Below are 15,355 nucleotides of genomic sequence, written 5' to 3'. Positions count from 1 at the left end.
ATATCAATTCTTTAAATTAAGTATGATTATAATATTGTATATTTATAGAGTCAATTAAATATTTATAAATTTTATAAACTTAAAAAACTTAATTTTACTAGAAAAACAATCTACACTACCGAATTTTTATACACAAATAGTGTATAGTAGTTTTTTTATTCCACTTCAAGTACAATGAAACAATACATGTATATATATAGGCGGGGAAAACATGAATGAGAAATTAATTGAGAAAATGATAATAAAAAGTTTTCAACAATATCAATGTAATCCTATGTCAAATGAGGATCAGGAAATGCTAATTAAACATATTCAAACGATAATTCATTCAAATACTGAGATTGATGTATACGAGGCAGTTGAGGATATCGTTTACGATTATGTGACTGGAAAATAAAAAAATAGGAGATTTCCATATGGAAATCTCCTATTTTTTACTTAATGATTTGCCTGCAACACGCTCAAATAAACCTGGGAATAGTGCATACAGTTTTGGACCAATGCCCATCCACTTCGGTAAGTTTACTTCACGCTTTTTCGTTTGCATCGATTTTACGATTTGCTCTGCAACATATGTTGGTTTTAACATGTACCGTCCCATATTTTTCACATATGTACCGGATTGATCAGCTATTTCAAAAAAGTTCGTATCTATCGGACCTGGATTAATCGCTGTTACGAAAATATTTGTATTAGACAACTCCATGCGTAAACTATTCGTAAATCCTAATACTGCATGTTTCGTCGCTGCATACGCACTCGATTTCGGAGTTGCAATTTTCCCAGCAAGTGAAGCAATATTAATAATATGCCCTTCGTTTCTTTTCACCATATAAGGTAGTACCGCTTTCGTACAAGCTACTAATCCAAATACATTTACTTGGAACATATCTTTCACTTCATCCATTGACGCCTCTTCAAACGTTTTAAAAATACCAAATCCCGCATTGTTTACTAATATATCAATACGTCCTACTTCTTGTAATACCTTTGAAAAAACAGATTGTACTTCCGTCTCTTCACTTACATCTAATACATAATAATAGCAAGGCGTATTATAAGTTTCTTTAATTTTGTCCGCTAACGCTTTTAATTTCTCTTCTGTTCTAGCCATTAATACTGGAGTCGCCCCCAGCTCTGCAACTTGCATTGCAACTTGCTCTCCAATTCCACTAGAAGCACCTGTAATGACGATTACTTTATTTTGTAAACGTCCCGTCATTGCTGTCACCTACTTTGCATAATAAATCAGTTGTTGCGAAGATTCATCAATCATCACTTGTTGATTATATGCTAAAAAGTCTAATTGTCCAACAGTTTCTGAAATAGTAAGTGGCAATTGCTCCTTATATAATACCGGAAATAGTTTTACACATACTTCAAATGCTGTCATTGGTTTTTCCTTTAATAACTCAAGCACTTTAAACGCACGTGTTTCTTGCTTTTGTAATCTCGTTTCAATAAGTTGTTTCACATTTAGAACGTCTTCTCCATGTCCTGATAAAATGCGTGAAATATTCATTTCACTTAAACGCTTTAACGTTTGATTATATTGTAATAACGGGCGTGCCCTTTCTGTTTGTCCTTCATATGGTGGTTCTAATATTGGATTCGAAGAAATATGACTAATGAGAGCATCCCCTCCAATTAGTATTCCATCAGATTCTCTATATAATGAAATATGAGTGGAAGCATGACCTGGTGTTTCAATTACTGTAAATCCAGGCATTGAATCAATACAATCGCCCTCTCTCACAGTATGCGTTAATGATCTATTACAAGAATATTTCAGTGTCTTTGTCGTCAATAACGCCTCGTCTTTCAAAAATGCTGCTGGAACACCAAATTGCAAAGCCGTCTCTCTAAAAAACTCATGATACCACTTTAAAAATTCTGGATTTTGTGTGATCCAAGGCTCGTTCCAAGGATGTCCAATAATGTTCGTCTTCTCAGAAAATATATTTAAAAGCCCACAATGATCCGCATGATGATGCGTAATGACTACTGTTTCAATATCTTCTATCGTATATCCTAATGTACCTAATTGCCTTTCTAACGCATTTCTCGCCTCTTCTGTATTCGTCCCTGTATCAATTAATGTTAACGTCTCCCCCTCAACTAAAAACACATTCACAGTTTCAACTGCAAATGGCACAGGAATCTCCATTCGGTGAATCGCCGTCATGCTTAGCCCCCCTGTCTCTTTCCGGTTCAAAAATGAATACTTCTTCAGTTTACAACTTCTATATATATTTGTCATTATTTTCAGATAAAAAGAGGTGTTTCCTATAAAAAAACGAATGTATGTACATTTATAAGAATTTCTAACCAAATTTAAAGGAGGAACATCATGTCTATTCAAAACATTTCCTTTCTCGGTGCAGGCTCTATTGCTGAAGCTATTATCGGTGGCTTGTTACATGCAAATGTTGTAAAAGGCGAACAAATTACTGTAAGTAATCGCTCTAACGAGACAAGGTTGCAGGAGCTACATAACAAATACGGAGTCAAAGGTACACACAATAAAAAAGAACTACTTACTAATACAAATATTCTTTTTCTAGCAATGAAACCGAAGGATGTTGCAGAAGCGCTTACCCCTTTTAAAGAAGACATACATAATAACCTACTTATTATTTCGTTATTAGCAGGCGTTTCTACTCATTCGATTAGAAACCTACTTCAAAAAGACGTTCCGATTATTCGTGCAATGCCAAATACATCTGCAGCTATTTTAAAATCAGCTACTGCTATCTCACCATCAAAACATGCAACAGTGGAACATATTCAAACTGCCATAGCTTTATTTGAAACGATTGGTCTCGTCTCTGTTGTGGAGGAAGAAGATATGCATGCTGTCACTGCATTATCTGGAAGTGGGCCTGCTTATATTTATTACGTAGTAGAAGCGATGGAAGAAGCTGCAAAAAAAATTGGTTTAAAAGAAGATGTTGCAAAGTCACTTATTCTTCAAACGATGATTGGTGCTGCTGAAATGCTAAAAGCAAGTGAAAAACACCCGTCTATTTTGCGAAAGGAAATTACCTCTCCTGGTGGAACGACCGAAGCGGGCATTGAAGTATTACAAGAACACCAATTTCAACAAGCGCTTATTTCTTGTATTACACAGGCTACACAACGATCACATAATCTTGGGAAAACATTAGAACAACTAACAAAAGAAAAATAAAGTGAAACTTTAATCAGTGGGGGTTTTCTTCATCCCCCACTGATTATTAGTTGAACCAATCGGACTTTTATGGGCAGCCCGACCTCCACCTAAATTCTTTGCTTTCGCTGAATTTTGAGGTGGGGGTCTTACTGCCCATTAAAGTGGGATAAAAAACGGAGCTCAATCTTACTTGAGCTCCGTTTTTTTATAAACATATATTGTTTAGTTATTAGTCTTCCCAAAAATCTCTTCTTGCAGACGGCGACCAGTCGGTGTTGCCGCAAGTCCACCTTCAGCTGTTTCACGAAGTGCTACTGGCATCGTTTGTCCGATTCTAAACATTGCCTCAATTACTTCATCACATGGAATGGTACTCGTTACGCCAGCTAATGCTAAATCAGCTGAAATCATCGCATTTGCAGCTCCTGCTGCATTACGTTTTACGCAAGGTACTTCTACAAGCCCTGCAACAGGATCGCATACTAAACCAAGCATGTTCTTTAATGAAATTGCCATCGCTGTAGCTGCTTGATCTTGTGTTCCACCAGCCATTTCAACTGCAGCTGCAGCTGCCATACCACTTGCTGAACCAACCTCAGCTTGGCATCCTCCCGCTGCACCAGAAATACAAGCGTTATTTGCAACAACCATGCCGAAAGCTCCTGCTGTAAATAAGAATTCAATCATTTCTTCACGTGTAGGCTGTAATTTTTCTCTTAGTGCAAATAGTACACCTGGTACTGTTCCAGCAGATCCTGCTGTTGGCGTTGCACAAATAATTCCCATCGCTGCGTTTACCTCATTTGTTGCAACAGCTTTACTCACTGCGTCCAAAATTGTATCTCCAGATAAGCCTTTTCCGCTATTCATATACGTTTGAACTTTTACAGCATCTCCACCAGTTAAACCAGTTGGTGATTTTACTCCGCGAATACCACGTTCTACTGCTTGCTCCATCACGACTAAGTTCTTTTCCATACCAGCAATTACTTCTTCACGTGAAATACTTCTTGTGTCCATTTCACATTGAATCATAATTTCTGCGATTTTTACATTTTGTTCTTTAGCTTGCGCCACTAGTTCCGCTGCGTTCCGAAACATGGTGTTGTCCCCCCTGCAATTATTCCATAATAGTTACTTGACAAATATTTTGTTGCGCGTTTATTTCTTCAATCACTTCATCTGCTAATAATTCATCTGTTTCAATAACCATCAGTGCTCTTCTTCCTTTTTCTTTACGAGAAACACTCATTGTACTAATGTTAATCTCGTGTTTCGCAAGGATTGAAGCGACTGCTGCAATAGCACCGAAGCGATCGTTATTTACAATAAGTAGTGCTGGACTCGTGCCTGTTAACTGAAGATCGAACCCGTTTAATTCTACAACTTCAATTTTACCGCCACCAATTGAGCAAGCAACAACTTCAATTTCTTCTTCACCTTTATACAAACGAATTCTCGCTGTATTTGGGTGAGGTGCATTTGCATCTTCTTCAATGAATTCCACTTCAATTTTGCGCTCTTTTGCTATGTTTAGCGCCTCTGGAATACGTAAGTCATCTGTTTCAAACCCTAATATCCCACCGATCAGTGCTACATCTGTACCATGCCCACGATACGTCTTTGCAAATGATCCATATAATGAAATGCTTACTCTTTCTGGTTCATGACGAAACAGCTGGCGAGCAACTTGCCCCATTCTTGCTGCGCCTGCTGTATGTGAACTTGATGGACCAATCATAACTGGACCAATAATATCAAATACTGAGCGATACTTCATCATAACTCCCCCTAAACCTCTATGAAAAAATTTTTTACTATTCTATTAAGCTACCAAATCGGTTGCTTTTCCAGTTGTACTACGAATTTATTCCGCTGTACGAATTGGATTGTTTTTGAATAATAGTGAAACAATATATCCTGAAATAATACTAGTAACCATAATAAATAAGAAACTTCGCATTACCTTCATTTAAAAATAATATAAGCTAATCCACAATAAAGTCTGGTAGCAACCCACAGTTTAACACAGAACCACTTACAAGGATAGCATAAACAAGTGAAACTTTAATTAGTAGGGATTTTGTCCATCCCAATGATTATTAGCCCGCAATTAGCGGATAAATTATAATCTGCCCTCATTATAGCTTGTTTTTAATAAAACGCTTACTTTTATTGAATTTTAAAAGTTCTGAATAACGATTTGTTTTTACCATTTGTACTACTCGTATGTCGTCTGACTTATATAACAGTTTTTCTAAATAATCGCTACTATGCGTTTTTATCCTATATCTTCATATCATTAAAACTTTCTGTTTCATCCCATATAAGTATAAAATGATAACAGTTTTATTTTTAATTTTTTTTAGAAATAAAAAAACGGCAACCTCTTGTCGCCATTTTTTCATACCATTATTATCTTTCCACTGGAAATGATTTCAAGTCCGTAGCTATTTCTGTATTAGAAAATAACTCTCTTGCCTCTTTCAATAATTCCTTATATGTATCTCCTTGATAACGAGAACTAATATGAGTCAAGATTAAACGTTTTGCATTTGCCTGAAGTGCAATACTCGCAGCTTGCTTAGATGTGGAATGGAAATAATCATACGCTTGTTGTTCATCTTCTGCCGCGAAAGTTGCTTCATGAACAAGTACGTCAGCGTCTTGTGCTAGCTCTCTACTCGCTTCACAATATCTTGTATCACCTAAAATGGTAATAACTCTTCCCTTTTGAGGCGGGCCGATAAAATCTTTTCCGTTTAGTATCGTTCCATTTTCTAATTCAACTACTTCTCCATCTTTTAAACGTTTAAAGAGTGGACCTGGTTTCACACCCATCTCCAGTAATTTATCAACTAAAAGGGCACCTTGTATATCTTTCTCTGTAATACGATACCCAAAACATTCAATACCATGTGACAATCTTTTCGTTTCCACATGAAATTCATTGTCTTCAAACACAGTACCTTCTTCTGTTATCTCAACAATTTCAAGTGGATATTTTACATGTGTCGTACTTACTGATAATGCCACTTCAATAAATTGTTTAATTCCTTTTGGTCCGTACACTGTTAAAGGTGTAGTCCCTCCTTGAAATGAACGGCTTCCTAATAAACCAGGCAAGCCAAAAATATGATCACCATGTAAATGCGTAATAAATATTTTTTCAATGCGGCGTGGGCGTACTGATGTATGTAATATTTGATGTTGCGTCGCCTCGCCACAATCAAATAACCAAGTTTGTCCTCGTTCTTCTAACAATTGCAAAGCAATTGCTGAAACATTCCTTCCTTTCGAAGGAACACCTGCACCAGTTCCTAAAAATACAAATTCCACTTTCTTTCCTCCAGCTCTTTATATAATCTACCTTTCATCTTACGGAATGTTATTTCAAATGGCAAATCGAATTTACATAACCAATCATCTAGACAACTATATAACACGAACGTTATACTCAAAAAACTTAGCTATCGTTCGTGTTTTGTGTTAAAATGATTATACTACATGTTAAGGGAGCGTTTTATTATGAAAGAAGCATTTCGTTTACAAACTGATTTTTCATCTTCATTTGATCGCTGGGTAAGTTCTTTCGTGTCAGATCACCCAGCACAATTAGAATGGACGACTTTGAAAGAATTAATCCATGAATATACAACAACACATACAAATGATTCGTTACCAACATATATTTCTTCAGCTTTAACATATTACGCACAACGCGTTTCAACAACAAACAGTTCAGAAATTGTTATTTTTGAAAATGCTACAATCTCATAATCTATTATAAAAAGCACTGTAATCAGTGCTTTTTATTTATACTTATTTAACAAATCATCATATTCCGTCCAAAAATTTGTATACATACTTTGATCGAACTCTTCTAAAATTATCTTTTCACTTGAGTTATTAAATAATTCTTTTGCTTGTAGTGCAAAAGAAACAATTTGTGTTCTATAAAAACTTTATAGTAAAATATTTCATAATTAATTTTAAACATAAAAGGTGTCATGATATATACAGATTCATGACACCTTCTACATAAACTTATTTTCTAATTTTTGCTGAAAAGACTTTTCTTGCTTACGTAATAATTGACTACCTCGTTGTAAAAGGGGCATTCCATACTTATCATTAATTTGATCAATGACAGCTAGTAGCGGCTCTTCTTTCGCATCTTCTTCAAATGAAAACAAATCTAATTGTTTCACCGATTCTGTCTTCCACTCTATTTCAGTAGCTGTCACACCTAGTAAACGAACGGAATCCCCGTCCCAATGTTGCTTCCATAAACGGGATGCTGCCTGAAAAATATCTCGTTCTTCCCAAATAGCATTTTTTAATTGCTTACTCCTCGTTACTGTGCGCCTATCATGATATTTAATCATAATTTGAATATTATAGCTGACAAGGGTTCGCTTTTGTAATCTTTTACTCACTGACTTGGATAGCCGTTCTAACATATCAAGTAATTCTTTCTCTTCATCCATATCCTTTGAAAAGGTCATCGAATTACCTACGCTTTTATGTTGTCCCATTTGACTCGGGTCAACTTCCCTATCATCCACACCCTTTGCCCGCCTTTGTAAATCAACACCATGCTTTCCAATTTTAGCGCGAATGATATGTTCGTTTCCTTTTGCTAACTGCTCAATTGTTTGTATATGAATATCATTTAATTTTTCAGCTGTTTTTTCTCCAATTCCATGCATCGCTCCAACTGGAAGTGGCCAAATCATTTCTGGAATATCTCGTTTTCGAAGTACGGTAATACCGAGAGGCTTTTTCATATCAGAAGCTGTTTTTGCTAGGAAAAGGTTTGGAGCAATTCCAATGCTACACGGAAGCTGTAACTCTGTTAATAATGCTTGTTGAATCATCTTTGCTATTTCAAGAGGTGAACCAAGTGCGTAGCAATCTGTAATATCTAAATATCCTTCATCTATTGAGACTGGTTGTATTTTTTCCGTAAAACGGGAAAGGATTTGAAACATTTGAAATGAAGCTTCACGATATAATGTAAAGTTAGGACGCCTTACAACTAATTGCGGGCATAACCTTTTTGCTTCCCAAAGAGGCATCGTTGTACGTATTCCATATTCTCTCGCCTCATAACTACATGTTATGATAATTCCTTTTCTTTCTTTTTCATTTCCAGCAACCGCTAAAGGCTTCCCTTGTAATGATGGGTCATGAGCAATTTCAACAGATGCGAAAAAACAATTCATATCTACATGTAAAATAACACGACCCTTTTTCGGATACATTTCTCGCACAGTACTCACTCCTAATAAGAACATTCGTTCTTTTATTATATCAAATTTTACACAATAATTATAATAATTACTTGTTCTTTTCTATCATATTCATTGCTATAATTTAAATAAATGGATTTTTTTGTAATTAGGGGTGATTATTATGAATTCAACTGATAAACTCAATTATACGTTTCTCGTAATTATACTAATCGTCGCCATCAATTATTTACTTCTTCCTATTTTTGATATTAACATAGCTGATTTCCTCCCTCGGCTAGTCCATGTAGTAACAACTTACATACTGCCATGGATTTTCTTGTATTGGCTTATCCGTCTTGTAAAAGCAATTGAATCAAAATAAAAAGCGTGTAAATCACAATGGATTTACACGCTTTTTCTATTATATTACTTCGCTACTTCTTCAATAATTGAAACAACTAATTCTGCTGTTTTCGCTAATTCTTCAACAGGAATCTTTTCATTTGTTGTATGAATTTCTTCATAACCAACCGCTAAGTTAACTGTTGGGATACCGTGTCCTGCAATTACGTTTGCATCACTTCCACCACCACTTTGGTGAAGAGAAGGTGTACGACCAATCTTTTCAGCTGCACGTTTTGCAACTTCTACAACGTGGTCGCCATCAGCAAATTTAAATCCTGGGTACATAACGTTTACTTCAACGTCTGCGTGACCGCCCATTTCTTTTGCAGTTGTTTCAAATGCTTCTTTCATTTTTGCAACTTGTACTTCCATTTTTTCATTGATTAAAGAACGCGCTTCTGCAAAGATTTGTACATGATCGCAAACGATATTCGTTTGTGTACCACCTTCAAAACGTCCAATATTTGCAGTTGTTTCAGAATCAATACGACCAAGCGGCATCTTCGCAATTGCTTTCGCTGCGATAGTAATTGCAGATACACCTTTTTCTGGTGCTACACCAGCGTGAGCTGTTTTCCCGCGAATAATCGCATTCACTTTCGCTTGTGTTGGAGCTGCAACAACGATTTCACCAACTTTTCCATCGCTATCTAATGCATAACCGTATTTCGCTGTAATGCGCTCACGATCTAATGCTTTTGCACCAACAAGACCAGATTCTTCTCCAACTGTAATAATAAATTCAATTGTACCATGAGGAATGTTTTTCTCTTTTAGAACACGAATTGCTTCGAACATTGATGCTAATCCAGCTTTATCATCCGCCCCTAAAATCGTAGTACCATCTGATACGATATATCCATCTTTAATAGAAGGCTTAATTCCATTACCAGGAACTACTGTATCCATATGAGAAGTAAAGTAAATTGTATCAACACCATCTTTTGTTGCTGGTAAAGTACAAATTAAGTTACCTGCACCATGACCAGTAACAGCCATTGTGTCATCTTCAAATACTTCTACACCTAAATCTGTGAATTTCTTTGTTAATACTTTGCAAATTTCTGCTTCAAATTTTGTTTCAGAATCTACTTGTACTAATTCCATAAATTCATTTACTAAACGTTCTTGATTAATCATAAGACTGCGCCTCCTGCACTACCATTATGTATGTAACACTATTAATTATAACAGAATTTCGCAAAAGTTTCGAAATACAAGACAAAAAACAGACGGTTTATATGTCTAGATAACCATCTGCTTTCTATTACTCATTTAACAATACCCAGCGCATATGATCTTCCCACACTCCATTAACCATTAACATCTTCCGAGACACGCCTTCATATTGAAAGCCTATCTTCGTCACTACTTGTATAGATGCTAAATTTCGCGGCATAATCGGCGCTTCTATACGATGTAATTGAAATTCCTCAAAAGCAACTTGAATCGCTTTTCTTAGCGCTTCTGTCGTATAACCTTTGTTTAACTCTGCCTTATCTAATTTATAGCCGAGTACACAAGATTGATAAATTCCGCGAACAATTAAATTAAATGAAATACATCCAATTATTTTCGTATCATCACCCTTTTTAAAAATCCAAAGCCTTATGATTTTCCCTTCTGCGAACTCTTTTCTATCCTTTTGTAACTTTTTCTTTTGATAATCTAACGTAAAAAAATCATCTGGTCTATACTCTTCCCAAGCTTTTAAAAATTCACGATTTCTGTCGTAATATTGAAGAACTTTTTCAGCATACGACTCATCGATTTCCCTTAAATGTAAACGATTTGTTTCATATATTTTCATCATCGTATCTCCATTCTTCAGCTTGCATAACAAAAAACTTATAATCTATCATTCTTATATATTCTCTACATACATACAAATTTCCTGTTATACTTTACACACACTTCTCGAATTTTGTCACTTCTCTCCCCTTGTCCACAATATCATTTCTCGTTACAATGATATTGTACTGATTTGCAAGGAGGCTTAACGATGCATAAAAAAGCTCAAAAAGTTATGATTTATGTAATGCTAATTTCTATGCTTGTAACAACATTACTTGCTGGTGCAAGTATGTTTTGGTAAAAAGGACGATGTGTTCGTCCTTTTTTTACTTTTTGCACATAATATAACAAAATAAACCATCTCGATATCGAGATGGTTTATTTTATATAAAGCACAACTGCTACAATGCTAAAAGAAAATGACATTACAAGTGCTATTATAAAACTTGTATATTGTTTCTGCTGAAATGCCCCAATAACAAAAGTAAGATTAAGTAATGCCATACATACAATTGCTACAAGATAAGAACATATATTAAAAGTTGCCAACATGAATGTAATAACAAATAGAAATCCCATAAAAAATTGCATATATGAAATTTTTGGATTCAAGTACATATGAGCAACCCCTTTATCTAATTTTATCTTTCTATACTCCCATTAACTCATGGTTATGTACACATGTCAAGACAACTTATTACAATAGAAAAAGCCAACCTTTTCGTTGGCTTTTTCATATGCAATAGCTCCTTTTTCTTTTGCCAATTGCTGAAATGATTTTTTCGACTTCACAATCCATACTTTCGTTCCAATTGGAATGCGATCAAATAAATATTCCACATCGTTTTTCTTCATTCTTATACATCCTTGTGAAATATATTTTCCAATTGAACTTGGTTGGTTTGTTCCATGTATTCCATACTTACTCCCATCAGTTCCTCTAGCATTAAATCCCATCCACCTAGATCCAAGTGGATTTTTTGGTGATCCTCCTGGAATATTCTTGGCAATATAATATGGATCCTTTGCTTTCATGACAATATCAAAAGTTCCCTCTGGAGTTAATTCATTTGTTTTCCCTGTCGCGACTGGAAAAACCTTTTGAATCTTCCCATCATCAATATAAGCTAGTTTATTCGTCGCTTTATTTACAATAATGAAAGGATCTCCAGCACGCGGATTATCACCGAGAGGCCAAATGGGCGATAAAGAAAGACATAATATGAAAGAGAGAAGATACGGCATAAATAATTCCTACCTTCTATATAAGTTCTTTTATATTATCCTTTCCCTTAAAGCGACTTTTAATGAGTAAATATTGCTCCATTTCATATACAAGTTGAACAAGTTTCGCACGTATCTCAAATTCTTCGCGTGTAACTGGCAATGGCATGTCCCTAAATAATTCTCTCATTTCTTGAAGCTGTCTTAAGGAGATAACTCCAGTACTCTGAGGGCTAATAGCATTACCAATGTTTTCAACCACATCCGCAATCATGTCAGCTTGTTCATATGTCCACGATAAAGAAGCAGCTAATGGTATCATCCGCTCTAAAATTTCGAATTGTTGCATGCGCATATTAAAATAACGATAATAATAGTCATCTTCTCGCATAAATGCATTCTCAAGTTTCTTAAACGATAAATCTCTAGCTTCATTTAGCATATTTTCAGTTTCAATAAGTTCTGCCCCGCTCCAACTACTTTCTCGATTTCGTAAATACACAACCATTTCAAACAAAATCGTTTTAAAATTACTTTCTATTTTATCTTGATACTCTTTTAGCTTATTTTCACTACTTGGCATATACATATTCACTAATAGAGCCACGCTAATCCCTATAGTTAATATAGCAATTTCATTCCCAACAATAAGCCATGTAATTTGTTTCAATGAATACAGGTGCATAACAATAACTGAGCTCGTGACAATACCTTCTTGAATTTTGAGCATAACTGCAGTCGGAATAAATGTAAGTAATAATACACTAATTGCAAATGGTGTATATCCAATTGTTTCAAAAATGCAAAACGCGAACACCATTGATAATACACATGCTAAAAAACGATGTAAGGATACTTGAAGTGATTTTCGTTTCGTATTTTGTACACATAATATAACTAAAATACCCGCTGAACTATAAAATTCTAATCCTAATAACTGAGCAATAAAAACGGCTGCGCCTGTCCCTATTGCTGTTTTTACTGTACGGTATCCAATTTTGAACATAGCATTGCTCCTATATGTATAAACGTATTTACAGTTAGTATAAAAAAAGGATGACACAATGTCATCCTTTTCTACTTATTATTCACGTAACCTTTACAGATTACAATATTTTTTGTAAAAATTGTTGCGCACGTTCACTTTTCGGTGCTGCAAAAAATTGTGCTGGCGCACTATCTTCTACAAGTTTTCCACCATCTAAAAAGAGAACACGATCTGCTACTTCTTTTGCGAACCCCATTTCATGTGTAACAATCGCCATTGTCATTCCTGTCGTAACTAATGATTTCATAACTTCTAACACTTCTTTCACCATCTCTGGATCTAGTGCTGATGTTGGTTCATCAAATAACATCACTTCTGGTTCCATCGCTAACGCTCTCGCAATTGCCACACGTTGCTTTTGTCCCCCCGAAAGACGATTCGGATACGTATCTTTTTTATCTAATAAACCGACCTTTTCTAAAAGTTTCTCGGCTTTCTTTTCAGCTTCTTGTTTCGTTACTCCTTTTACATTGATAGGAGCATACGTAATATTTTCTAATACAGTCATATGAGGAAATAGATGAAAATGCTGAAATACCATTCCGACATTTTCACGAACGTGCATAATATTCGTTTTCGGATTCGTTACTTCTTCCGTCCCGATCCAAATGTGACCATTTGTCGGTGCTTCTAACACATTCATACAACGTAAAAATGTTGATTTCCCTGATCCGGACGGTCCAATAATTGCTACTACTTCCCCTTTTTCAATCGTTGTTGTAATTCCTTTTAATACTTCGTTTTTTCCAAATGATTTATGAAGGTTTTCAATTTTAATCACTTTTCTTCATTCTCCCTTCAATTGCCTTCCCGACTAATGTAAGAATAATGACTAACATATAATAAATGAGTCCAACAAAAAGTAATGGTTCAAGATATTTAAACGTCTCGCCACCTACAATGTAAGCACGGCGCATTAAATCCGTCGCTCCTATTACTGTTACTACAGCCGATTCTTTCGTAAGTGTCGCAAACTCGTTCACAAGCGCTGGTAATATATTTTTTAATGCTTGAGGGAAAATGATATTTCGCATCATTTTTCCATAAGGAACCCCTAAAGCCATTGCCGCTTCTGTTTGTCCTTTATCAACCGCTTGAATGCCGGCACGGATTACTTCTGACATGTATGCACCTGAATTCAAACTAAATGCTAGTACAGCTGCCAAGAATGCTGGTATTTCATAACCAATTATTTGCGGGACACCGAAATAAATAATCATTAATTGCAATACAAGTGGTGTACCACGGAAAATTGATGTATAAAGATCTGCCGCTATATTTAATGCTCTTATTCTAGCAATTTTGCAAAGTGCTAATAGCGTTCCTAAAATAAATCCTGCTAAAGCGGATACTGCTACAATTTTCAAAGTAACTTCTAGACCTTTTATTATATACGGTATCGAAGGCGTAATCGCCGAAAAATCTAAGTTCATTCTTTTCATTCCCCTCACAGAAAAGTGAAAGGCAGCTTATTTTTCGCTGCCAAACCATTTCTTCACTAATTTATCCATCTCTCCATTTTCTTGCATTTTTTTAATTACTTTATTAAATTCAGCTGTTTTATCACTGTTTTTCGGAAGGGCAATTGCTGCTCCAACTTCTTCTGGCGCTTCTTTAATTTCAATTCCTTGTAAATCTTTCATTTTCTCTAAATAATTTTTAGCAACTGTGTCTTCTATAATTGCAGCGTCAAAACGACCAGCTTTAATTTCTTGTACGATTTCTGGTATACGGTCACGTCCCTCAACTTTGAAATCTACTTGCTTTTTAAATTCTGCTGCTTTCTCTTCTTGAATAGATCCTGTTTGTACCCCTACTTTTTTCCCTTTTAAATCCTCTATAGATTTAATGTTAGAGTCCTTTTTAGAAACGACCATGTTTTTCGCAACAAAATAAATATCTGTGAAATCAACATTATTTTTACGCTCTGCAGTTGGCGTCATACCTGCCATTACGAAATCAACTTTTCCTGAGCTAAGAGATGCTAATAAACCACCAAAATCCATATCTTTCACTTTCACTTCATAACCAAGTTCTTTTCCGATATATTTAGCAACATCAACATCGAAGCCGATAATTTCATCACTTTTTGAAGCTTCCACGTATTCATATGGTTTATAATCTGCTGAAGTCCCCATAACCAATACTTTTTTATTTTTTCCAGTAGCCTTTTCTTCCCCATTACTACAGGCACTGAACATACTTACAATTAAAATAAGTGCAAACGATATTGATAATAACTTCTTCATCTTTCTTCCCCCTAATGATGTATATTTAAAAGTTTAATAGAATATTTATTCGATGCTTGTATTGTATCAGCACTTTTATTTTTATGCAATATATAAAATAAAAATAAATTAAAAAACAATATAAATAGCGTTTAACATGTATAAAATAATGCATAAAATAACAAAACCATGCATATCCCACACATTTCAATACTAAATAAAAAAGGCGGTACACCCACTTCATTGT

Annotated in this window: 19 protein-coding genes and 1 pseudogene; 5 read left to right on the top strand and 15 right to left on the bottom strand. The window is 35.2% G+C overall.

Going from position 1 to position 15,355, the window contains the following annotated elements:
- Positions 1–211: 211 nt before the first annotated feature.
- Positions 212–397, top strand: coding sequence for a YqzH family protein (locus AC3WTI_RS18115; RefSeq protein WP_001003210.1), 186 nt, complete (start codon positions 212–214; stop codon positions 395–397).
- A 30-nt stretch (positions 398–427) separates the two neighbouring features.
- On the opposite strand, the gene AC3WTI_RS18110 is transcribed toward AC3WTI_RS18115, so the two are convergent.
- A complete protein-coding gene (locus AC3WTI_RS18110) occupies positions 428–1,222 on the bottom strand; it encodes an SDR family oxidoreductase (RefSeq protein WP_097841195.1) in 795 nt (264 codons plus the stop codon).
- 9 nt (positions 1,223–1,231) lie between these two features.
- The gene (locus AC3WTI_RS18105; RefSeq protein ID WP_087956880.1) at positions 1,232–2,185 is read right to left on the bottom strand and encodes an MBL fold metallo-hydrolase; all 954 of its coding nucleotides are present in this window, start codon (positions 2,183–2,185) and stop codon (positions 1,232–1,234) included.
- A 165-nt stretch (positions 2,186–2,350) separates the two neighbouring features.
- Between AC3WTI_RS18105 and proI the strand changes: the two genes are divergently transcribed.
- Positions 2,351–3,190: a pyrroline-5-carboxylate reductase ProI gene (proI, locus tag AC3WTI_RS18100; protein ID WP_087956881.1), complete on the top strand. Its 840-nt coding sequence runs from the start codon at positions 2,351–2,353 to the stop codon at positions 3,188–3,190.
- Between the two features lie 204 nt (positions 3,191–3,394).
- On the opposite strand, the gene sdaAA is transcribed toward proI, so the two are convergent.
- The 3 genes from sdaAA to rnz all read right to left on the bottom strand — a co-directional run bounded on the left by sdaAA (position 3,395) and on the right by rnz (position 6,511).
- On the bottom strand, positions 3,395–4,273 hold the full coding sequence (gene sdaAA, locus AC3WTI_RS18095) for an L-serine ammonia-lyase, iron-sulfur-dependent, subunit alpha (protein WP_087956882.1): 879 nt from the start codon (positions 4,271–4,273) through the stop codon (positions 3,395–3,397).
- A gap of 19 nt (positions 4,274–4,292) precedes the next feature.
- Positions 4,293–4,952 (bottom strand): L-serine ammonia-lyase, iron-sulfur-dependent subunit beta, encoded by a 660-nt coding sequence (gene sdaAB, locus AC3WTI_RS18090; RefSeq protein ID WP_087956883.1) that lies wholly within the window; start codon positions 4,950–4,952, stop codon positions 4,293–4,295.
- 635 nt (positions 4,953–5,587) lie between these two features.
- Positions 5,588–6,511, bottom strand: a complete 924-nt coding sequence (rnz, locus tag AC3WTI_RS18085) for a ribonuclease Z (RefSeq protein WP_087956884.1) — start codon at positions 6,509–6,511, stop codon at positions 5,588–5,590.
- Between the two features lie 189 nt (positions 6,512–6,700).
- Here rnz and AC3WTI_RS18080 point away from each other — a divergent pair, with 189 nt between their 5' ends.
- Entirely contained in the window at positions 6,701–6,952 is a 252-nt protein-coding gene (locus AC3WTI_RS18080) for a DUF3932 family protein (RefSeq protein WP_000656495.1), read from the top strand.
- 32 nt (positions 6,953–6,984) lie between these two features.
- Here AC3WTI_RS18080 and AC3WTI_RS18075 read toward each other — a convergent pair.
- A pseudogene (locus tag AC3WTI_RS18075) lies at positions 6,985–7,131 on the bottom strand (DNA polymerase IV); the annotation flags it as partial.
- A gap of 78 nt (positions 7,132–7,209) precedes the next feature.
- A complete protein-coding gene (locus AC3WTI_RS18070; RefSeq protein ID WP_074569315.1) occupies positions 7,210–8,448 on the bottom strand; it encodes a DNA polymerase IV in 1,239 nt (412 codons plus the stop codon).
- A gap of 142 nt (positions 8,449–8,590) precedes the next feature.
- Between AC3WTI_RS18070 and AC3WTI_RS18065 the strand changes: the two genes are divergently transcribed.
- Positions 8,591–8,791: a hypothetical protein gene (locus AC3WTI_RS18065; protein WP_087956885.1), complete on the top strand. Its 201-nt coding sequence runs from the start codon at positions 8,591–8,593 to the stop codon at positions 8,789–8,791.
- A 44-nt stretch (positions 8,792–8,835) separates the two neighbouring features.
- On the opposite strand, the gene AC3WTI_RS18060 is transcribed toward AC3WTI_RS18065, so the two are convergent.
- Complete coding sequence (locus AC3WTI_RS18060) at positions 8,836–9,954, bottom strand: tripeptidase T (protein ID WP_048531011.1); 1,119 nt, start codon at positions 9,952–9,954, stop codon at positions 8,836–8,838.
- A 127-nt stretch (positions 9,955–10,081) separates the two neighbouring features.
- On the bottom strand, positions 10,082–10,627 hold the full coding sequence (locus AC3WTI_RS18055; RefSeq protein ID WP_002008488.1) for a GNAT family N-acetyltransferase: 546 nt from the start codon (positions 10,625–10,627) through the stop codon (positions 10,082–10,084).
- Positions 10,628–10,816: 189 nt separating this feature from the next.
- Between AC3WTI_RS18055 and prli42 the strand changes: the two genes are divergently transcribed.
- Complete coding sequence (gene prli42 / locus AC3WTI_RS18050; protein WP_000549038.1) at positions 10,817–10,909, top strand: stressosome-associated protein Prli42; 93 nt, start codon at positions 10,817–10,819, stop codon at positions 10,907–10,909.
- 77 nt (positions 10,910–10,986) lie between these two features.
- On the opposite strand, the gene AC3WTI_RS18045 is transcribed toward prli42, so the two are convergent.
- The 6 genes from AC3WTI_RS18045 to AC3WTI_RS18020 all read right to left on the bottom strand — a co-directional run bounded on the left by AC3WTI_RS18045 (position 10,987) and on the right by AC3WTI_RS18020 (position 15,129).
- Positions 10,987–11,226: a DUF3894 domain-containing protein gene (locus tag AC3WTI_RS18045; protein WP_087956887.1), complete on the bottom strand. Its 240-nt coding sequence runs from the start codon at positions 11,224–11,226 to the stop codon at positions 10,987–10,989.
- 66 nt (positions 11,227–11,292) lie between these two features.
- Positions 11,293–11,853 (bottom strand): L,D-transpeptidase, encoded by a 561-nt coding sequence (locus tag AC3WTI_RS18040; RefSeq protein WP_063223020.1) that lies wholly within the window; start codon positions 11,851–11,853, stop codon positions 11,293–11,295.
- A 16-nt stretch (positions 11,854–11,869) separates the two neighbouring features.
- Positions 11,870–12,838, bottom strand: a complete 969-nt coding sequence (locus AC3WTI_RS18035; protein WP_087956889.1) for an aromatic acid exporter family protein — start codon at positions 12,836–12,838, stop codon at positions 11,870–11,872.
- A 100-nt stretch (positions 12,839–12,938) separates the two neighbouring features.
- Positions 12,939–13,661, bottom strand: coding sequence for an amino acid ABC transporter ATP-binding protein (locus tag AC3WTI_RS18030; protein WP_048531021.1), 723 nt, complete (start codon positions 13,659–13,661; stop codon positions 12,939–12,941).
- Positions 13,654–14,313, bottom strand: a complete 660-nt coding sequence (locus AC3WTI_RS18025) for an amino acid ABC transporter permease (RefSeq protein WP_097841196.1) — start codon at positions 14,311–14,313, stop codon at positions 13,654–13,656. The genes AC3WTI_RS18030 and AC3WTI_RS18025 overlap by 8 nt, the downstream gene beginning before the upstream one ends.
- A 36-nt stretch (positions 14,314–14,349) precedes the next feature.
- Entirely contained in the window at positions 14,350–15,129 is a 780-nt protein-coding gene (locus AC3WTI_RS18020; protein WP_000735471.1) for a transporter substrate-binding domain-containing protein, read from the bottom strand.
- Positions 15,130–15,355 lie beyond the last annotated feature (226 nt).

The sequence above is a fragment of the Bacillus sp. EB106-02-03-XG38 genome (assembly GCF_058792175.1).
This window is presented reverse-complemented; position numbering and strand designations above follow the sequence as displayed.